The sequence below is a fragment of the Pseudarthrobacter sp. efr-133-R2A-89 genome (assembly GCF_030209315.1).
GTDB lineage: Bacteria > Actinomycetota > Actinomycetes > Actinomycetales > Micrococcaceae > Arthrobacter.
This window is the reverse complement of record NZ_JARVSE010000010.1, coordinates 147930-166957: the sequence shown is the minus strand read 5'-3', so window position 1 is coordinate 166957 and position 19028 is coordinate 147930. Positions and strand designations below refer to the sequence as shown.

Annotated in this window: 19 protein-coding genes; 10 read left to right on the top strand and 9 right to left on the bottom strand. The window is 66.9% G+C overall.

Features of this window, described 5'->3' with window-relative positions; genetic code table 11:
- Window positions 1-20 precede the first annotated feature (20 nt).
- The 9 genes from QRM95_RS16520 (at window position 21) to QRM95_RS16480 (ending at window position 9607) form a co-directional block, all read left to right on the top strand.
- On the top strand, window positions 21-2270 hold the full coding sequence (locus QRM95_RS16520; RefSeq protein ID WP_285248615.1) for an RNA degradosome polyphosphate kinase: 2250 nt from the start codon (window positions 21-23) through the stop codon (window positions 2268-2270).
- Window positions 2271-2278: 8 nt separating this feature from the next.
- Window positions 2279-3247: an NUDIX hydrolase gene (locus QRM95_RS16515; RefSeq protein ID WP_285248614.1), complete on the top strand. Its 969-nt coding sequence runs from the start codon at window positions 2279-2281 to the stop codon at window positions 3245-3247.
- Between the two features lie 73 nt (window positions 3248-3320).
- Window positions 3321-4937 (top strand): hypothetical protein, encoded by a 1617-nt coding sequence (locus QRM95_RS16510; protein WP_285248613.1) that lies wholly within the window; start codon window positions 3321-3323, stop codon window positions 4935-4937.
- Window positions 4934-5737: a thymidylate synthase gene (locus QRM95_RS16505; protein ID WP_285248612.1), complete on the top strand. Its 804-nt coding sequence runs from the start codon at window positions 4934-4936 to the stop codon at window positions 5735-5737. Before QRM95_RS16510 ends, QRM95_RS16505 begins: the two co-directional genes overlap by 4 nt.
- Entirely contained in the window at window positions 5734-6318 is a 585-nt protein-coding gene (locus QRM95_RS16500) for a dihydrofolate reductase (protein WP_285248611.1), read from the top strand. The genes QRM95_RS16505 and QRM95_RS16500 overlap by 4 nt, the downstream gene beginning before the upstream one ends.
- A 4-nt stretch (window positions 6319-6322) precedes the next feature.
- Entirely contained in the window at window positions 6323-6541 is a 219-nt protein-coding gene (locus QRM95_RS16495) for an NF038396 family protein (protein WP_285248610.1), read from the top strand.
- A gap of 363 nt (window positions 6542-6904) precedes the next feature.
- Window positions 6905-7135 carry a hypothetical protein gene (locus tag QRM95_RS16490; RefSeq protein ID WP_285248609.1) on the top strand — a complete coding sequence of 77 codons (231 nt, stop codon included), beginning with the start codon at window positions 6905-6907 and terminating at the stop codon, window positions 7133-7135.
- Between the two features lie 150 nt (window positions 7136-7285).
- The gene (gene asd, locus QRM95_RS16485) at window positions 7286-8416 is read left to right on the top strand and encodes an aspartate-semialdehyde dehydrogenase (RefSeq protein WP_285248608.1); all 1131 of its coding nucleotides are present in this window, start codon (window positions 7286-7288) and stop codon (window positions 8414-8416) included.
- Window positions 8417-8446: 30 nt separating this feature from the next.
- Complete coding sequence (locus tag QRM95_RS16480) at window positions 8447-9607, top strand: cation:proton antiporter (protein ID WP_285248607.1); 1161 nt, start codon at window positions 8447-8449, stop codon at window positions 9605-9607.
- Here QRM95_RS16480 and QRM95_RS16475 read toward each other — a convergent pair.
- Complete coding sequence (locus tag QRM95_RS16475; protein WP_285248606.1) at window positions 9604-10704, bottom strand: winged helix DNA-binding domain-containing protein; 1101 nt, start codon at window positions 10702-10704, stop codon at window positions 9604-9606. The two genes, QRM95_RS16480 and QRM95_RS16475, sit on opposite strands and share 4 nt — an antisense overlap.
- A gap of 45 nt (window positions 10705-10749) precedes the next feature.
- A complete protein-coding gene (locus QRM95_RS16470; protein WP_285248605.1) occupies window positions 10750-11817 on the bottom strand; it encodes a UDP-N-acetylmuramate dehydrogenase in 1068 nt (355 codons plus the stop codon).
- A 184-nt stretch (window positions 11818-12001) separates the two neighbouring features.
- Here QRM95_RS16470 and QRM95_RS16465 point away from each other — a divergent pair, with 184 nt between their 5' ends.
- A complete protein-coding gene (locus QRM95_RS16465; protein WP_285248604.1) occupies window positions 12002-12982 on the top strand; it encodes a trypsin-like serine peptidase in 981 nt (326 codons plus the stop codon).
- Between the two features lie 110 nt (window positions 12983-13092).
- Here the strand turns inward: QRM95_RS16465 and QRM95_RS16460 are convergent, their stop codons facing one another.
- From QRM95_RS16460 to QRM95_RS16430, 7 genes are all read right to left on the bottom strand, one after another.
- Entirely contained in the window at window positions 13093-13530 is a 438-nt protein-coding gene (locus tag QRM95_RS16460) for a MaoC family dehydratase (RefSeq protein WP_285248603.1), read from the bottom strand.
- Window positions 13531-13532: 2 nt separating this feature from the next.
- Window positions 13533-13994, bottom strand: a complete 462-nt coding sequence (locus QRM95_RS16455; protein WP_285248602.1) for an FAS1-like dehydratase domain-containing protein — start codon at window positions 13992-13994, stop codon at window positions 13533-13535.
- Between the two features lie 52 nt (window positions 13995-14046).
- Window positions 14047-14271, bottom strand: a complete 225-nt coding sequence (locus tag QRM95_RS16450) for a DUF3188 domain-containing protein (RefSeq protein WP_018760507.1) — start codon at window positions 14269-14271, stop codon at window positions 14047-14049.
- 43 nt (window positions 14272-14314) lie between these two features.
- Window positions 14315-15274 carry a DUF2797 domain-containing protein gene (locus QRM95_RS16445; protein ID WP_285248601.1) on the bottom strand — a complete coding sequence of 320 codons (960 nt, stop codon included), beginning with the start codon at window positions 15272-15274 and terminating at the stop codon, window positions 14315-14317.
- 28 nt (window positions 15275-15302) lie between these two features.
- Entirely contained in the window at window positions 15303-16166 is an 864-nt protein-coding gene (locus QRM95_RS16440) for an HpcH/HpaI aldolase/citrate lyase family protein (protein ID WP_018760509.1), read from the bottom strand.
- A 156-nt stretch (window positions 16167-16322) separates the two neighbouring features.
- Entirely contained in the window at window positions 16323-17264 is a 942-nt protein-coding gene (locus QRM95_RS16435) for an aldo/keto reductase (protein WP_285248600.1), read from the bottom strand.
- A 31-nt stretch (window positions 17265-17295) separates the two neighbouring features.
- Complete coding sequence (locus QRM95_RS16430) at window positions 17296-19008, bottom strand: glycoside hydrolase family 13 protein (protein ID WP_285248599.1); 1713 nt, start codon at window positions 19006-19008, stop codon at window positions 17296-17298.
- Between the last annotated feature and the right edge of the window lie 20 nt (window positions 19009-19028).

The window sequence follows — 19028 nt, the reverse complement described above, 5'->3', positions numbered from 1 at the left end:
GCCAGCCATAAGGAGAAGCCATGAACCCGGAACCCTCCGGAACAGCCACGTCCCAGGATGTTGCGTTGCCTGCCCGGGCGCGTTTCGGCTCCTCCGAGGTCCCTGCGGCGAGGGCCACCCAGGACCGCATCGACATCCCGGAATTCGCGCCCAACCTGCAGCCTGAGGGCGACATCCGGCCGGACCGTTTCCTTGACCGCGAACTGAGCTGGCTCGCCTTCAATTCCAGGGTGCTGGAGCTGGCCGAAGATCCTACCCTTCACCTCTTGGAACGCGTCAGCTTCCTGTCCATCTTCGCCTCCAACCTGGACGAATTCTTCATGGTCCGCGTGGCCGGCCTTAAGCGGCGCATCGCCACCGGCCTCGCCGTTCCGTCGCCCGCCGGGCTGAGCCCTGTGGAGGTGCTGGAGCGGATCAGCGAGGAAGCCCACCGGCTGCAGGAGCGGCATGCCCAGGTTTTCGCGGACCAGATCCGCCCGGCACTGGCGTACGAGCACATCCACGTCATGCAGTGGGGCGAGCTGGACGACGCCGCCCAGCAGCAGCTCAGCGTGATGTTTGCCGAGAAGGTCTTCCCCATCCTCACGCCGCTGGCAGTGGACCCGGCACACCCGTTCCCGTACATCTCCGGGCTGTCATTGAACCTTGCCGTCGTGGTCCGGAACCCGGTCAGTGACAAGGAGCTCTTCGCCCGCGTCAAAGTGCCCGACCAGCTGCCCCGCCTGATTTCCATCGACGGTCCGCGGGCCGGCGCAGTTCCCGGGCGGGTTGCACGGTTCATTGCCCTCGAAGAAGTCATTGCCGTCCACTTGGACAAGCTGTTCCCGGGCATGGAAGTCCTGGAGCACCACACCTTCCGCGTTACCCGCAACGAGGACGTGGAGGTGGAGGAGGACGACGCTGAGAACCTGCTGCAGGCGCTGGAGAAGGAACTGCTGCGCCGCCGCTTCGGCCCTCCGGTGCGGCTTGAGGTGACCACGGACATCAACCCGAACATCCGTGCACTCCTGATCCGCGAGCTGGGGGTGGAGGAATCCGAGGTGTATTCCGTCCCCGCGCCGCTGGATATGCGTGGCCTGTCGGTCATTGCCGGAATCGACCGGGCCGACCTCCACTATCCCAAGCACATGCCGCACACGTCGCGGTACCTGAACGAGTCCGAAACCTCCAAGGCCGCCAACGTCTTTGCCGCCATGCGGCGCCGGGACATCCTGCTGCACCACCCGTACGATTCCTTCTCCACCTCGGTGCAGGCGTTCCTGGAGCAGGCGGCGTCGGATCCCAAGGTCCAGGCGATCAAGCAGACCCTCTACCGCACGTCCGGGGACTCCCCCATTGTGGATGCCCTGATCGACGCCGCGGAGGCAGGCAAGCAGGTCCTGGCCCTGGTGGAAATCAAGGCACGCTTCGACGAGCAGGCCAACATCTCCTGGGCCCGGAAGCTGGAACAGGCAGGTGTGCATGTGGTGTACGGCATCGTCGGCCTGAAGACGCACTGCAAGCTTTCGTTGGTGGTGCGCCAGGAGGTTGATGGGCTGCGCCGCTACTGCCACATCGGCACCGGCAACTACCACCCCCGGACGGCCCGGTACTACGAGGACCTGGGCCTCCTGACCGCGAACGACCAGGTGGGCGAGGACCTTTCCAAGCTGTTCAACCAGCTCTCCGGCTACGCCCCCAAGTCCACCTTCAAGCGTCTGCTCGTAGCGCCCCGGTCCGTCCGGTCGGGACTCATCGACCGGATCGAGACGGAGATCCGCAATGCGCGGGCGGGCGTTCCCGGCCTGGTGCAGATCAAGGTGAACTCGATGGTGGACGAGGCCATCATCGATTCGCTCTACCGTGCTTCGCAGGCCGGCGTGAAGGTGGACGTGATCGTCCGCGGCATCTGCTCGCTGCGCCCGGGCGTCCCGGGACTGAGCGAGAACATCACCGTGCGCTCCATCCTGGGCAGGTTCCTTGAGCACTCACGGGTCTTCGCCTTTGCCAATGGCGGCGACCCCGTGGTGTACATCGGTTCGGCGGACATGATGCACCGCAACCTGGACCGCCGGGTGGAGGCACTGGTCCAGTTGAGCAGTGCGGACGACATCACCTATGTCCTTGACCTCCTGCAGCGCTACATGGACCCGGACACGTCCAGCTGGCACTTGGACAACGAAGGCCGGTGGACCCGGCACCACCTTTCCGACGACGGCAAGCCGCTTGAGGATGTCCAGTCCTGGTTGCTGGCGTCCCGGCCGCGGCAGCGCAGCCTGAGCCGGCGCTAGGCAGCGCATTGTCGAGCGATGCACTCGTAGCCGACCAGACTGACCACCCGGGGGAACCCGTAGCCGTGACGGCTGCGGGTGCCATCCCGTGGCGGGTCAACAAAGACCGGCTGGAAGTCCTGTTGATCCACCGGCCGCGCTATGACGACTGGTCATGGCCCAAGGGAAAGATTGACGACGGCGAGACGGTTCCGGAATGCGCTGTTCGGGAGGTGCGCGAGGAGATCGGCCTCGACGCGCCCTTGGGAATTCCCCTGCCGCCCATCCACTACCACGTCGCCTCCGGCCTCAAGAAGGTCCACTACTGGGCGGTCAAGGTCAACGGCAATGGCCTTGTTCCGGACGGCAAGGAGGTGGACAGCGTGATGTGGTGCGGCCCCGACAAGGCGGCCCGGCTGCTGTCCAACCCGTCCGACGTCGTTCCTTTGGAGTACCTGCAGGCCGCGCATGGGCGCGGCACCCTGGACACGTGGCCCCTGGTGGTGCTCCGCCATGCCAAGGCCAAACCCCGTTCGTCGTGGAGCAAGGCCGAGGGCGAGCGGCCGCTGGCTGCCACCGGGACACGGCAGGCGCAGGCCGTGGGCAGGCTCCTGCAGGCATGGAAGCCGATGCGGGTGGTCACCAGCCCGTGGCTGCGCTGCGTTGCCACCGTTGCTCCGTACGCACGGGCCACCGGGGCGAAGGTGAAGCTCGCCGAAGGCCTTACCGAGCACAGGCACCAGCGAAGCCCGCGCAAAACGGCCGCCGTCATCGAATCCCTTTTTGACAAGCAGCGGCCAGTGGTTGCCTGCACCCACCGGCCGGCCCTGCCGACAGTCCTCAAACAGCTTGCCGGCCACATGCCTTCGCACCTGGCGAAATTGTTGCCCGCGGACGAGCCCTTCCTCTCCCCCGGCGAGCTGGTGGTGTGCCATGTAACCCATGGCGGGAAGAAGCGGATCGTGGCTGTGGAACAGTTCAAGCCGTTCGACGACTAACCGGACACCGGCTTGACCGACGGCTCCCGCCCGTCTTGACTGGAGGGACCACGCACTGTTCTGGGGGAATAACGTGCACGCTGCCACCATCGCTGTTCTCGACGACGTTCCACCGCTGGCCCTGCTGTGGCCGCTTCTTCTGGCCGGTGGAGTGTATTGGCTCCTCTGGCTGGTCATCCGGGGCGCGAGGGAGGGCAGCCCAAGGGCGTCGGCGTCGCGCCACGCATTTCTGGCAGGGCTGATCGGCTGGCTTGCCAGTTCCCTGGTGCCCGCCGCGAACGCGGGAATCATTCCCCTCCCCCACTCAGCGGCAATCCCGGCGCCCATCCTTCCCGCCCTTGCTTGGCCTGTCCTTGGTTGCGTGGCTGCGCATGTCCTTGGGCAACTGAGCTATCCACGGCGGCAGTCCAAGCCGGACACGCCAAGCGGATCCCGGCGGCGGATCCGTGACATCGTTCCGCGCCGCCTTGGGTGGACGGTGGCGGCCATCTTCGCGGGAGCCGCCGCGCACATCGCATGGATGTCCACGCTCCCGGGTTTCCCTTCCCGCGCCTACGAGTCACGGCCCGACGGCCATGGGGGTTTCACCACCTTCGGCGGGGAGGGGCGCATCCCCGGCCAGGAGCTGGCACCGTACCTGGGCGGCGCACTCATCGTCCTGGCGGCGGGAACGTTGTTCGTCCTGGCCCTGGCCGCCCGCCGGCCACCAGTCCCCGGGCTGACCCCAAGGGAAGACGACCTCCTGCGGACGATCGCCGGCAACCGCCTCCTCCGGACCGTGGCAACTGTGGCGTCCGGGCTGGGGGCGATCGCCGGAAACCACGCAGCGCGCCCCGATCCGGCCACCGGAGCCAGCAGTTGGACCAATCCTGCCGGTGCGCTGAACCTGGTGGTCCTGGCGGTGATGCTCTTCTGGCGCCCGCCCGCCCTCCAGGGCCAGCGGCCACCCCTCAAGTCCGCCCAGGTCACTGCCCGGCCCGAAACGATGCTGGCTGTGTCAGTGGGACCGGCCATGGGGCTCGCGGCGTTCGTTCCCGTGCCGGTGGCCATTTTCGTCCCGTGGGCGGTGACGGGGCACGCCGCCCCGGTGGCGGCAGTTTCGGCGGCTGCGATACTGGCCGTTGTTTCACTCGGGGACTTGGTGATGCACCGCAATTATGGCTCGGCCGGCCTGCCCAGGCATTGGCCCCGGCAGCCCGTGCATCCGGCCTTGATGGTGGCTCTTGTGGCGGCGGCAGCCGTCATGGCGGTGGTGGTCGCCTGTGTCGCAGGCCGGCAGGCGGAACTCGCGGTGCGGCAGACGTGGGAGGTGACAGTGTGGACCGGCGCAGGCACCGCGCTCCTCGCCGCCGTCCCCGTCGTGCTTGCGAGGCGGCGCCGCAGTGTTGCCCCCGAGGTCCCGGGACTCGACGCCGCCCTCCGGGCCATCACGGTACACCGTGTGGCGCGCACACTGACAGCCTTCTTCGCTGCCCAAGCGGGGGTGCTCCTGATGAGCGCGGGGCCCAACCTTGGGCCGCACGCAGCTTCCGCCCAGGGCCCATGGGACGCGGTGTGGCAGGGGGCGTCCGGCCTCGGCGCCTTGTTGACCGCCGCCGCCGTAGTGATCGCAGTGGCCCCGGTCTCCGCCCTTGCCCGGGGACCCGAAGCCAGCCTTTCGTTGGGACCACCCAGTAGACTTGGGGCGTGAGCATCCCTACGCCTTATGAAGACCTCCTGCGCGATGTCCTGGCCACCGGCACCCATAAATCGGACCGCACCGGCACCGGAACCACCAGCGTTTTCGGCCGCCAGATGCGCTTTGACCTCTCCAAGAGCTTCCCGCTGATCACCACCAAGCGGGTCCACTTCAAGTCCGTGGCGGTGGAACTTCTGTGGTTCCTGCGCGGCGAGACCAACATCAAGTGGATGACGGACCAAGGCGTCACCATCTGGAATGAATGGGCCGACGAAGACGGCGACCTGGGCCCGGTCTACGGCGTGCAGTGGCGTTCCTGGCCCACCCCCGACGGCGGCCACATCGACCAGATCGCCGAACTCATCGAGAACCTGAAATCGAACCCTGACTCCCGCCGGCACCTCGTGTCCGCCTGGAACGTCTCCGAGCTCAACGACATGGCGCTCCCGCCCTGCCACGCGTTCTTCCAGTTCTACGTGGCGAACGGCAAGCTCTCCTGCCAGCTCTACCAGCGCTCCGCTGACATGTTCCTGGGCGTCCCGTTCAACATCGCCTCCTACGCATTGCTCACCTGCATGATCGCCCAGCAGGTGGGGCTCGAACCCGGCGAGTTTGTCTGGACCGGCGGGGACGTCCACATCTACGAAAACCACATGGACCAGGTCCTCAAGCAGCTTGAACGCGAGCCTTACGAGTATCCACAGCTCAAGATCACCCGCAAGCCCGCGTCGATCTTCGACTACACACTGGAGGACTTCGACGTGGTGGGCTACCAGCACCACCCCACCATCAAGGCGCCGATCGCGGTATGAGCACCGAAAACTTCACCGATCCGCAGTCCTTCACGGAGGAACTGGCTTCCTCCATAACCGGCGTGGGCCTGGTCTGGGCCCAGACCTCTGATGGGGTCATCGGGATGGAAGGAGACATGCCCTGGCATCTGCCGGAGGACCTCAAGCACTTCAACCGGCTGACCACCGGGCACCCGGTCATCATGGGCCGCAAAACCTGGCTGTCCTTCCCGGACAAGTACCGTCCGCTGCCGGGGCGCACGAACATCGTCATCACCCGGCAGAAAAGCTGGGCCGGCACGCCTGAGGCGGAGGGCGCCGTCGTGGTTCCTTCCCTTGATGACGCGCTCCTTGAGTCGCAGTTTGTCGACGGCGGCGAGACCGTCTGGATCCTGGGCGGCGGCGAGGTTTTCCGCCAGTCCACTGAGCTCGCCAACGTCGCGGTGGTCACCACCATCGACGTGAAGGCCGACGGCGACACGTTCGCCCCGGAGCTTGGCCCCAGTTGGGAGGCCACTTCCTCCGTCCCGCCGGACGGCTGGCTGACGGCCGCCAACGGCACACGCTACCGATTCACCAAATGGTCACGGACCGAGGGCTAGGAACATGCTGAAGAAACCGGAAACCCTGTTCGTCCTGGGCTACATGCTGCTGCCCCTGCTGGCACTGCTGTCCGCCATCGTGGGGCTGACCATGATCCTGGGCGGAAACAAGATCGCCGGGGCCATCGTGCTGGTGGTGGTCACCCAGGTGTTCACCTTCGGGGCGTTCTTCGCGCTGCGCGCCCGGAAAGCTGCTGTGTTGGAGCACTCGGACCGGGGTTAGGTCCGGCCAACTTGGAGGTTGCCTTGGGACGGCCAGGCTGGTGCACGCAGCTTTCCGGGAGGCTGTTGAACGAATATTGGGGGGAATCCTGGTGGCAGTAACTTTGGGGGGCGACGACTTCGGGCAAACGAGGATCAGCGCGCAGCAGTTCAGCACGACGACGGACGTGATGCAGCAGTGACCTTCGACAGTGACCGTGGGCGGCGCAACGATGCCTTCCACGCCGAACATAAGGCCGCGCTTGCACGGGGTGAAAAACGGGTGCTGCGAACCACCAGCACCGGCGAACTGCACAGTTACCCCGCCGACGAAATAGGGTTTTCCCCAGGCCGTGGCCAGGTACAGGTCCAAACCTGGTGGGGTATGGGCATCCTGACAGGCGTCCTGGTGCTCTTGGCCCTCCTTTCCCTGGTAATACTGCTCAGGCCCCTGGCTGACGGCGGCCAGCCGTTTTGGGGCGCCCTGGTCCTCACTGCATTCGGCATTTTTGGAGCCTGGTATACCGTCCGCATGGCGAGGGACGAGTATCGGGCCAAGAAACTGCGGAAGGAGCGGCATGCTCCGGAACCTGGAGCAGGACCGCTCGTTGAATGAACCGCGCGCCCGGCAGCAGGTGCCCGGTGGAGCAAACGAGATGCGGAGTATCCCCCGCACCGTGACGGGTGAACTGCACAGCTGGCAGGGCCTGACCGGGCGTGACGTAACCGACTGCGCCCGGCTGGTTCCGAAGTCTAAACTGGTCGAATGACTACAGCAGCTACCCCTTCCGTCGGCCTGGTCGGATGGCGCGGCATGGTCGGCTCCGTCCTCATGCAGCGCATGCAGGACGAGGGCGACTTCGCCAACATCAACCCGGTGTTCTTCTCCACCTCCAACGCGGGAGGTGCCGCGCCGTCCTTCGCTGACGGCGCCGGCAAGCTCGAGAACGCGTTCGACGTCGACACGCTGGCCAAGCTGCCCATTATCGTCACCGCCCAGGGCGGCGACTACACCAAGCAGGTCCACGGCGAGCTGCGCAGCCGCGGCTGGGACGGCCTCTGGATCGATGCCGCTTCCACCCTGCGCATGAGCGACGACTCCATCATCGTCCTGGACCCCATCAACCGCGACGTCATCGAAAAGGGCCTGGTCAACGGCACCAAGGACTTCATTGGCGGCAACTGCACCGTGTCCTGCATGCTCATGGGCCTGGGCGGCCTGTTCAAGAACGGACTGGTGGAGTGGGGCACCTCCATGACCTACCAGGCTGCCTCCGGCGGCGGAGCCCGGCACATGCGCGAGCTGCTCAGCCAGTTCGGCACGCTCAACGCCGAGGTGAGCACGGAGCTGGACGACCCCGCGTCGGCCATCCTGGACATCGACCGCAAGGTCCTCGCCCATCAGCGCACGGACATCGACGCCACCCAGTTCGGCGTCCCGCTGGCAGGCTCCCTGATCCCCTGGATCGATGCGGACCTGGGCAACGGGCAGTCCAAGGAAGAGTGGAAGGCCGGGGTTGAAACCAACAAGATCCTGGGCACCTCCGAAGAAAACCGGGTGATCATGGACGGACTCTGCGTCCGTATCGGCGCCATGCGCTCCCACTCCCAGGCACTGACCCTCAAGCTCCGCGAAGACCTGTCCGTGGCCGAGATCGAGAAGCTGCTGGACGAAGACAACCAGTGGGCCAAGGTGGTTCCCAACACCAAGGAAGCCTCCATGGCGGAGCTGACCCCCGTTGCCGCCTCGGGCACCCTGGACATCCCGGTGGGCCGCATCCGCAAGATGGAAATGGGCCCGCAGTACATCAGCGCCTTCACCGTGGGTGACCAGCTGCTCTGGGGGGCCGCCGAGCCGCTGCGCCGCATGCTCAACATCGCCACCGGCAACCTGTAACAGCCGACCCGGCCGCCGCGGAGGCAGATCATGGCATTCCTGGTCCTCGCCCTGATCACCGTGGTTGCCATGGCCGGCCCGTTGCTGGCGCTGCCTGCCAGATGGCGGGTTCCAGTGGTGGCGGGCGAGCTGTTCGCCGGCGTCGCCATTGGCCGGAGCGGGCTGAACCTGGTCGATGCCTCCGACCCCACACTGCGGCTCCTGTCCGACGTCGGCTTTGCGCTGCTGATGTTCGTCGTCGGTACCCATGTTCCCGTGAGGGACGCCCGGATCCGTTCAGCCCTCGGCCACGGTGCGGTGCAGGCGGGGGTTGCTGCGGTCTTGGCTGCCGCCACCGGAGTTGCCGTGGCGGCGGCCTTCGGTACCGGCCATGCCCCGCTCTATGCGGTCCTGCTCGCTTCCTCCTCAGCAGCCATGGTGCTGCCGATTGTTGACTCACTGGGCCTCGGCGGCCCTCCCGTGCTGGCCATGACGGCACAGGTGGCCATCGCGGATGTCGCCTGCATCGTGGCACTCCCCCTTGCCCTGGACCCTGCGAACGCAGGCCGGGCCGCGGTGGGCTCCCTCGCCGTCGCGCTTTGCTCGGTGGTCCTGTTCCTGCTGCTGCGACGCGCCGAGCAGTCCGGCGCCCGCGCCAGGCTGCATAAACTTTCGGAAAACCGGAGGTTCGCCTTGGAACTCCGGATCCAACTGGCAATCCTCTTCGCCCTTGCCGGACTCGCCGTGCTCAATAACGTATCCATCATGCTGGCCGGCTTCGCCTTCGGCCTGGTGGTGGCGGCGGTGGGTGAGCCCCGGCGCCTTGCCCACCAGTTGTTCGCGGTCAGCGACGGGTTCCTGGGCCCCGTCTTCTTTGTGTGCCTGGGCGCCTCGCTGAACCTGAGGGACTTGTCGGCGCACCCTGGCATGATCCTGCTGGGACTGTGCCTCGGTGGCGGCTCCCTGCTCATTCATGTGGTCCTCCGCCTGCTCGGCGTGCCGGCCATCCTCGGCGTCCTGTCCGCTGCCCAGCTTGGCATCCCGGTGGCTGCGGCCAGCATCGGAACCCGGACGGGGGTCCTGCTGCCCGGTGAGGGCGCCGCAGTGCTGCTGGGGGCCTTGGTCACGATCGCTGCGAGTGCCTTTGCAGGGCAGCGTGCCGCCCGGCGGTGGACGCCGCCGGCAGCTGCGAAGCCGCTTCCGACAACCTAGCGGTCCAGGAACTCCAAATACTCCCGCGCGGCCTTCGCAAGCGTTTTTTGGGCGGCAGGGCCAAACGTTGCGGTTGCGTCGAACATTTCGGGAACGACGACGGCGCTCCGGCCTGTGCCCTGGACCGTCCAGGTGCCGGCCACCGTTCCCGCGGCCACCAGTGTCTTTTTGAAGATGCCGTTGCCGCCCGGAACGATCAGGTCGAAGTGCTCCGGGGCCAGGACAGGCGCGCGGTCTGTGTAGCCAAGCACGAACTCGTCGAACCCGGGCAGCAGGTGCACGGAGCGGGCGCCCGGCAGGCCGGTATCGAGGAGGGACGCCGTCTCGGGGGACATCCAGTATGAGGTCCCCTCCAATTCCAGCTCCACCAGCTGCGCACTGACTTCCATGAGCGCGGACCTCACCTCGGTCAGCGGCAGCTGCGTCCACCAGGCGAAGTCCCGGAGGGTGGCCGGGCCGTGGCTGCGGAGGTAGCGCAGCAGGAATTCCGCTACGGCCTCCTCCCGGTCCGGGCGGCGGGAGGAGGGGATCCACTGGTCGAACGCGGCGATCAGCTGCTGGTTCCCGGCCAGGGGCCCCAGCACCAGCCAGCCGTGCCGGCAGAGCGAGCCCAGGAGATGGACGCCCCGCTGCCCCTGCGTCGGCTGGCCGCCGGCGTCGAATTCCCGGAACAGTTCGGGGCGGCTGATGGGGCCGTCTGCCAGGATCCGGTCAAGGGCGATGTCCCGCGCCTTCTCAACGTCTGCCCAGGCAATGTCCAGCTGGCGGTGCCGGGCAGCAATGCTCCGGGTGAGCCGCTCGGCGGTCAGATCGAGCATCCAGTGCAGGTCTTCGGGGGCCACCAGATGCAGCGTTCCGCGCATCGGCCAGGACCGCACCACCGTGCCGGTGTCGATGGCGGCCCGCACATCCGTGAGTCCGGCGCCCGGTAGCCGCACCCCCACGGCCCACAGGGCCGCGGGCAGGTCCTGCGCCTGCATGGCAGTCATCCACCGGACCAGTTCCGGCACCGTGCCGCCTCCGCCCGCAAGGCGCTGCGACGCGAGCCGCAGCCTGCCAATCATCCTGCGGTCGCGCAGTGTACCTCGTGCAGCCATGGCCCCATCCTAGGCCGGGGCACGGTGGTGCGGAGTTACATCCCCTTAGAGTTCCAATCCGATAAGCAGCGGCTCGGGGTGCAGCAGGATACCGAAACGGCGTTCGACGCCGGTGCGCACCTCCCGCGCCACGGCCACCATGTCCGCCGCGCTGGCTGAGCCGCGGTTGGTGACGGCGAGCGTGTGCTTGGTGGACAGGGAGGCCCGGCCCGCGGACACGCTTCCCGGTTCCAGCCCGAATCCCTTGCCGAACCCTGCCTGGTCAATCAGCCACGCTGCCGAGAGTTTCACCTGTCCGTCCTGTCCCGCCGGATAGCGGGGAGCCGATTCGGGCAGTGTGTCGGCCACATCGGCCGGGACGATGGGGTTGGTGAAGAACGACCCGGTGGAATAGGTATCCCTGTCGGCGGCGTCCCACACCATCCCCTTGGAGGCGCGCAGCCGCAGCACTTCCCGGCGGACGTCATTGGCGTAAGCTCGCTTGCCCACCTCGACCCCGAGGGACCGGGCCAGTTCGGCATAGCGGATGGGCGCGCTCATGCGGCCCAACGGCAGCTGGAATTCAACGGTGAGGACCACGTACCGGGGGGAGCCGTCAACGGTGCTCCGCTTCAGGATGGAGTCCCGGTAACCGAATTCCAGCTCCGAGTTGGTAAACGTCTGCACCGCGTTCCGTTCCCGGTCCCAGGTACGGACGGCGGCGATGGTCTGGGACACTTCGGCACCGTACGCTCCCACATTTTGGACGGGCGTGGCCCCGGTGGAGCCCGGGATTCCGGACAAGGCCTCTATCCCCGACCACGCATGGCGAACGGCGTACTCCACCAACCGGTCCCAATTGTGGCCTGCCTGCACCACCACGGCCACACCGCCGCACGAGTCCTCAGCATTCACGGTGAAGCCCTCCGAGGCGATCTTCACCACGGTACCGGGGTACCCGTCGTCGGACACCAGGAGGTTGGAGCCGCCGCTGATGATCAGGAGCTGCTCGCCGGCGGCATCCGCCGTCCTGACGGCGTCGATGATCTCGCCCTCGGTCCGGGCCTCTATGAAGGTTCCGGCGGGGCCGCCGACGGCGGACGTGGTCAGCTGGGAAAGCATGGTGGCAGTCACCCGTCAACAATACTAGGGAACGCCCAGGCCGCCCCGGCCCGGCCCCGCCTTGCGGGGAGTAACAGAATCAACAAATAACTAACAAGTTCAGTGTTGGATATTTACAAAGTTGTCATATGTGCGTATTTTCGAGCCAGCGGATCACAGACCTGGGTTCGCATTCCCCAAACCGCATAGGACAGCTATGACCATCACCAGGACTCTGGCCACGAGCCTCATGAGCCTATCGACAGCCGCAGTGTTCGCTTTCTCCTCGGGCGGCGGCGCAACAGCGGCACCTTCCGCGCCCGGAAACGACGCAGCACCCGGGATCAGCAGCACCAGGACAACCGGTGACACCGCCGACTACTGGACGCCCGAGCGGATGCGGGCAGCCGTCCCGGGCGATGCACTCGCCAAGAAGGCATTGCAGCGGCAAAAGGGCAATTCTGCCTACGTGGGGGAATCGCCCAGCACAGGCAGCGAAACCAAAATCAAGGGATCGGATCCAACGGTCCAGCCGATGGCGAACGCCAGCGAAAACCCCGTCCCGCATATCGGCAAAGTATTCTTTACCCTGGGCGGGACAGACTATGTGTGCTCGGCCAACTCGGTGGCCTCCACGAACCGGAGCACGGTGTCCACGGCGGGCCACTGCATCAATGAGGGTCCCGGCGCCTTCGCAACCCGGTTCACGTTCGTCCCCGCCTACCTCAACGGGTCAGCTCCGTACGGCAAGTGGACGGCCCGGGCCCTCTACGCCCCCACCGAGTGGAGCTCCTCGGGCAATATGCAGTACGACACCGGTTTCGCCGTGATGTCGCCGCTGAACGGCCGCAACCTCGCGGATGTCGTGGGCGCCTCCGGTGTCCGGTTCAATGCCGCGCGCGGCCTCGCCTACAAGGCATTCGGCTACCCGGCCGCGCCGCCTTTCAACGGGGAAACCCTCAAGAGCTGCTCCGGCACGGCCACCAACGATCCCTACAACCCGCAGTTCAACACCCAAGGCATCCCCTGCAACATGACCGGCGGTTCGTCCGGCGGTCCGTGGTTCATTGGCACCTCCGCGGGCGGTTACCAGAACTCGGTCAACAGCTATGGCTACGGCAGCAACTCCACCACCATGTACGGCCCGTATTGGGGCTCGGTCATCCAGTCGGCCTACAACGCCGCTTCCGCTTCCTGACCCACACGTGCCATAAAAAACGTTGAGGGAGGATGCTTTCGGGCATCCTCTCTCAACCGCATGAAGCAGCCAGGCCGGTGAAAGGGCCGGGCTGAGGTGTCAGGTCCGGGTCAAGCCAGCTTGACCAGTGCCTGCGCCTTCATCAACACTTTTTGCCCGGCGGACACAACGGTGAGGTCAACCCGTGCGGTGTTGGCCTCGGCGTCGAGCTTTCCGATGATGCCGCTGACCTCCACGGTGGCGCCGGGTTCAGTAGTGCCCGTGGTATCGGTGACCAGGACGGGCTTGGTGAAGCGGGTCTGGAAATCGACGACGGCGGTAGGGTCGCCTGCCCAGTCCGTGACCAGCTGGACGGCAGAGCCCATGGTGAACATGCCATGCGCGATGACACCGGGCAGTTCCACGCCGGTAGCAAAAGCCTCGTTCCAGTGGATGGGGTTAAAGTCCCCGGAGGCGCCGGCATACTTGACCAGGTCAGTGCGGGTCACCTCGATGGTGCGGTTGCCGATGTCCTGGCCGGGGCTGAGTTCAGTGAGGCTGGGGCGCATGGTTACTGTCCCTCTCCGCGGACCAGGATGGACGATGTGGTGGTGGTGACCTGCTCGCGGGAATCCCCGTCGCCGAGGGCGAAGATCTCCGAGCGGGTGGTGATCATGGCGCCGCCGCCCATGGCCCGGACACCGTCGACGTGCAGCTCCGCGACGAGGCGGTCTCCGGCCACGATGGCGCGGTGGTGGGTGAACCGCTGGTCGGCGTGGACCACGCGGGAGAAGTCGATTCCGGCGTCCGGATCCTCAATGAGCTGGGCGTCGGCCCGCTGGGCGATGATGATGGCGAACGTGGGTGGCGCCACGAGATCGCGGTGGCCCAACGCCTTGGCTGCCTCAACGTCGAAGTGAGCAGCGTGCGTGGCCTTCACGGCGCGGGCGAACTCGCGGATTTTCTCCCGGCCAACGTCGTACACCTCTGCGGCAGGGTAGCTGCGGCCCTGCAGGTCCGGATTGATAGTCATGGATTCCAGCCTATCTCCCGCGCGTTGGCGGCAGGAAACGTGCGCCAAAACGCTACCGGCGGAGGTTCTTCCGGATGGACTGTCCGCGGACCACCATGCCGACGACGTGCAGCACCAGGCCCAGCCCGATCAGCGGCAGGGAAGCCATGGCCAGGCCCTGGTTGCCGCCGGTGTTGCCGATGAGGTTGAGGACAATGCCCACGGCAATCAGTCCCATCGCGCTGAAGACCAGGACTTTGTAGCGGGTTGGCGCGGTGGCCCAGAATTCGTTCAGCACCGTCCAAGTCTACCGAGGCCGGCGGCCCGCCAAACCCTGCGGGTCAGAACAGGGCTTCCTGCAGTGCCGGCACGGCTGAGGCGTACTCCCCCAGCACGATGGTCCGGGCGGCCAGTTGGGACAGGTTGACCACGAATCCGGCGTCCGTGCCGTCCAGCCGGGCCAGGGCATTCGCTCCGCTCAGCGACGCGACGTCGAAGCCGTGGCGCCCCCGGTCCAATGGGTGCGGGTACGCGTGGCGGGGCCCGGCCGCATGGAGGTCGCCGGCATGCACCGGCCGTACCCACTGCTCCGACACCGCATCGAAGCCCTCGACCGCGGTCCGTGCCAGCAGCGCCCGCACCTGGCCCGCGGCGCGGGCGTTGACGGCCGTCAGCTCGGCACCCGGTAGGGGGTACAACAGGGCCTCGGCCTTGGCCGCGGACCGGACCTGCTGGGTCAGGCCCGCCTCCTCCGTCACCAGGTCCTCAAGGACGCGCACCACCCTTCCGTCCCGTGCCCTGGCGACGTAGGTTGCCGCAGCGGCGCCCTGTTCGGCCAGCCGGTTCCACTTTCGCGGTCCGGAGGCCGTTCCCACCTTCGTGGCGCCGCCTGCGAAGGTGGCCACATACAGCCAGTGTTCCTGCATCAGGTAGTCCCGTAAGCCGGGCGTGACCCGGCCGCCGCGGTGGAAATCATGCATCAAACGGGATTCGTCCAGCACGAAGCACCGCTCGCACTGTTTTCCACGGGCGGCGGCCGCCGCCGAGGCACAAGGGATATGGTCCCGGCGCGTTGACGAGTGAACCACCGTATGCCCCAGGCAGGACTTGCCGGGGCGGACCACCTCGAAGCCCAGGCGTGCCCGCGGCTGGAGGCCGAGCTCCCGGAAGTCCCCGTCCGGTGACTGCAGCCGCAAAACCGGGCTGCCGGCGTCGTGCGCTGCTGTGAAAGCCTGCGCTGCCGCGGAGGCGGGTGCCCCATCCCAAAAGACCCCGTGGACCAGGTATGGGGTATCGGTCAACGGGGTCTCCTGCGGGAACGGGGTGGCGTTAAAGGGCCGGCTGGACCCCGAAGGCTACTGCGAGCTTCATGATCTTCTCGGCGCGGCCCAGGCGGGGCAGGTCGGAGCCGTCACGGATCACGCGGCCGTTGGCTTCGAAGTCGTTCATGAAGTCGGTGGCCCATGCGACGTCGGACGGGGTGGGGCTGATGACCTCGTTGATTACCGGGGTCTGGTCGATGGCCAGGCACAGCTTGCCGGTCATCCCCATCATCACCGTGATGCCGGTCTGCTCGCGCAGGATGGGGTGGTTGGTGCCCACGGTGGGGCCGTCGATGGGGCCGGGCAGGTTGCCCACGCGGCTGGCGACGACCAGCTTGGCGCGCGGGTAGGCCATGGCCTCCGGGGTGGCGGCCATGCCGGTATCGCGGCGGAAATCGCCGGAACCGAATGCCAGCCGGAACGCGCCCTGGGCCTTGGCGATGTTGTTGGCTTCCTCGATGCCGACCGCGGACTCCACCAGCGGGATCACGGGGGTCTTGCCGTCCATGCGGTGGAAGCTCTCGGTCACCTGGTCAGCCGACTCGGTCTTGGCGAGCATGACCCCCAGCAGGCCCGGGGTGCCCCGCAGGCCCGCGAGGTCATCGGCCCAGAACGGGCTCGTGGCGTCGTTGATCCGGACCCAGGCCTGGCCGCCGGCGGTCAGCCAGTCCACCACATTGGCCCTCGCCTGGTCCTTCTGCGACGGGTCCACGGCATCTTCAATATCCAGGATGATCGAATCGGCGCGGGACACGGCCGACTGGTCGAAGAGCTCCGGCTTCATGGCATTGACGAGCAGCCACGAACGGGCGATCTCTGCGGGGATATTGCGTTCCGGCCTTACGGTTTCGGCGGCGATGGTAGACGTCATGGTTTCTACAGTATCCGCCCGGGAAGCGGCACGGCGAAGAAAACGGCCGGCTTGTGAGGATCAATACGAACTAAACGCGTTGTGACCGGATACGGAAGCGGCAGGTGCCCTGATGGCCACGCATCAAGGCACCTGCCGCCACAGGGTGCGGAACGGTCAGGGGATGTTGCTGCCGCGTGCCGTCACCCAGAGCCGGTACCAGTCGGTGCGGGTCATGGCACCGGCCACCCTCTCCGCATCCGCACAGGCGAGGATGCGTTCGGGGTTGGCCGTCCCGATCACCGGCGCGATTCCGGCCGGGTGCTTCATCAGCCAGCCCAACAGGACCGCCTCGCCGGTGGCCCCGTACCCTTCCGCGAGTTCCGCCACAAGCTCGGCGGTGGCGGCCTCTGCCGGGGTGGGGCTTTCCAGCTCCGCCCCGGTGTAGGCGCCGCGTGCAAGGGACCCGTACGCCTGCAGGGTGATGTTGTTGCGGGTGCAGTACTCCAGCGTCCCGTGCGGGAAGCTGTAATCCAGGTGCTCCGGGTGGTTCACCAGGACCTGGCTTTCCAGCCAGGCCCGCTTGAGAAGGCTCATTTCCAGCTGGTTGGCCACCACCGGCGTCTCCAGCCGGTCCTGTAAAGCCTCGATCTGGGCGGCAGACATGTTGGACACGCCCAACTGCCGGACCTTGCCTTCGGCCATCAGCTGCCCGACGGCGGACGCGACCTCCGCCGGGTCCGCCAGCGGATCCGGGCGGTGCAGCAGCAGGATGTCCACGAAGTCCGTCCTAAGCCTCCCGAGGCTTCCGTTGACCCGTTCTAGGATGCTTTCCCGGCTGAGGTCGTAGTGGGTCTGCAGGCCGCGTTCATTGAGCCGGATGCCGCACTTGGTCTGCAGCCGGATCCGCTCCCGCAGGCCCGGGGTGGCCGCCAGCACCTCGCCGAAGACTGCTTCCGACTTGCCGCTCCGGTAGATGTCCGCGTGATCGAACAGGGTGATCCCGGCGTCCATGGCCGCCTGGACGGCGGCAGCGGCCTGGTCCACATGCTTGGCTTCATGCGGCTCGTCAGACCAGCTGCCGCCCAATCCCATGCACCCGTAGATGAGTTCCTGCATCAGGGGCGCCCGGTTCCACGGCTGCCGTGCATCAGCGCAGCCACGCGGTGGTGTTCGCCGGCAGCTTGCCGTCCTCCAGGGGCGAGCTGCTGACGAGCACCTCACCGGCGGGAAGGTCGACAGCCGTGTCCCCGAAGTTGGTCACCGACTGCCAGCCGTTGGGGCGCTTGAAGTGCAGCACGTCCTTTGTGCCGGCCTCGATCCACTCCAGCTCCTCACCCGTAAGCAGTTCCCGGCGCAGCTTCAGGGCCTTGCGGTACAGCTCCAGGGTGGAGCCCTCGGTGCCGTCCTGGGCCTCGACGGCGTACTTGCTGAACCAGTCCGGCTGCGGCAGGTGGGAGCCGCCATCGCCAAAGCCGAACGAGGTTCCCTCGACCTTCCACGGCAGGGGTACGCGGCAGCCGTCGCGGCCGATTTCCACGCCCTTGTTGCGGAAGAAGGACGGATCCTGGCGTTCCGATTCGGGGATGTCGGCCACTTCCTGCAGGCCCAGTTCCTCGCCCTGGTAGAGGTAGGCGGAGCCGGGAACGGCGAGCATCAGCAAGGTTGCGGCGCGGGCCCGGCGTTCGCCGAGTTCAACGTCCAGCTGGTCCTGCGGTCCCCCGGCGAGGAGCCAGTCCTTGCCGTCCTGGCCCTTGGCACCGGCCTTCTCCTTGGCCATCTGCGGCAGGCCGTAACGGGTGGCGTGCCGGACGACGTCGTGGTTGGAGAACACCCAGGTGGAGGAGGCGCCGGTGGCAGCGGCCTCGGCAAGGTTGCGGGTGATGATCTCCTGGTACTCGGCGGCGTCGAAATCGGCTTGGAGGAGGTCGAAGTTGAACGCCTGGCCCAGTCCCTGCGGACTGGCGTAGCGGGCGCGCCGGGTGGCGTGCACCCAGGCTTCGGCCACGGCGGTGCGCGGAGGGTTGTACTCGTTAAACACCTCACGCCATTCGGCGTAGATTTCGTGGACTTCGTCGCGGTCCCAGAACGGGTGCGAGCCGTCGTCGAATCCGTCCACGCCGGTGTTGGCCGCGCTCAGTTCCAGCTTGGACAGCAGCGGCTCGGTAAGGTCCTTGGTCAGCGCGTGCGCCACGTCGACACGGAAGCCGTCCACGCCGCGGTCGGACCAGAAGCGCAGGGTTTTCAGGAAGTCGTCGCGGATCTCGCGGTTGGACCAGTTCAGGTCCGGCTGCTCCTTGGCGAAGATGTGCATGTACCACTGGCCGGGCGTGCCGTCCGGTTCGGTGATCCGCTCCCAGGCGGGCCCGCCGAACACCGAGTCCCAGTCCGACGGCGGGAACTCACCGTTGGGGCCCTTGCCGTCGCGGAAGATGTAGCGGTCGCGGGCCGGGGATCCCTTGGGTGCGGCCAGCGCCTCCTGGAACCACCGGTGCCGGTTGGAGGAGTGGTTGGGGACGATGTCGGCGATCAGCTTGATGCCGGCATCGTGCAGGGCCTTGGCCATCTCGTCGAAGTCCGCCAGCGTTCCGAGCTTGGGGTCGACGTCGCGGTAGTCGTCCACGTCGTAACCGCCGTCAGCGAGGGCGGAGGGGTAGAACGGGCTCAGCCAGACCGCGTCGATTCCCAGCGACTTCAGGTACGGCACCTTGGCGGTGATGCCCTTCAGGTCACCGATGCCGTCGCCGTTGGAGTCCGCGAAGCTGCGCGGGTAGATCTGGTAGACGGAGGCCTGGCGCCACCAGTTGGGATCGGCAAGGCGGTCGGAGTCGGACAGGGTTGCCAGCGTGGCAGTGGTGGACAAGGAAACGGTCCTTTTCGTCG

Excerpts from the sequence above, each read along its gene's own strand:
- QRM95_RS16465 (WP_285248604.1), top strand. The coding sequence starts at position 12,002 with ATGACCATCACCAGGACTCTGGCCACGAGCCTCATGAGCCTATCGACA.
- QRM95_RS16480 (WP_285248607.1), top strand. The coding sequence starts at position 8,447 with ATGGCATTCCTGGTCCTCGCCCTGATCACCGTGGTTGCCATGGCCGGC.
- QRM95_RS16435 (WP_285248600.1), bottom strand. The coding sequence starts at position 17,264 with ATGCAGGAACTCATCTACGGGTGCATGGGATTGGGCGGCAGCTGGTCT.
- QRM95_RS16500 (WP_285248611.1), top strand. The coding sequence starts at position 5,734 with ATGAGCACCGAAAACTTCACCGATCCGCAGTCCTTCACGGAGGAACTG.
- QRM95_RS16440 (WP_018760509.1), bottom strand. The coding sequence starts at position 16,166 with ATGACGTCTACCATCGCCGCCGAAACCGTAAGGCCGGAACGCAATATC.
- asd (WP_285248608.1), top strand. The coding sequence starts at position 7,286 with ATGACTACAGCAGCTACCCCTTCCGTCGGCCTGGTCGGATGGCGCGGC.
- QRM95_RS16475 (WP_285248606.1), bottom strand. The coding sequence starts at position 10,704 with ATGGCTGCACGAGGTACACTGCGCGACCGCAGGATGATTGGCAGGCTG.
- QRM95_RS16455 (WP_285248602.1), bottom strand. The coding sequence starts at position 13,994 with ATGACTATCAATCCGGACCTGCAGGGCCGCAGCTACCCTGCCGCAGAG.
- QRM95_RS16490 (WP_285248609.1), top strand. The coding sequence starts at position 6,905 with ATGGGCATCCTGACAGGCGTCCTGGTGCTCTTGGCCCTCCTTTCCCTG.
- QRM95_RS16520 (WP_285248615.1), top strand. The coding sequence starts at position 21 with ATGAACCCGGAACCCTCCGGAACAGCCACGTCCCAGGATGTTGCGTTG.
- QRM95_RS16495 (WP_285248610.1), top strand. The coding sequence starts at position 6,323 with ATGCTGAAGAAACCGGAAACCCTGTTCGTCCTGGGCTACATGCTGCTG.
- QRM95_RS16460 (WP_285248603.1), bottom strand. The coding sequence starts at position 13,530 with ATGCGCCCCAGCCTCACTGAACTCAGCCCCGGCCAGGACATCGGCAAC.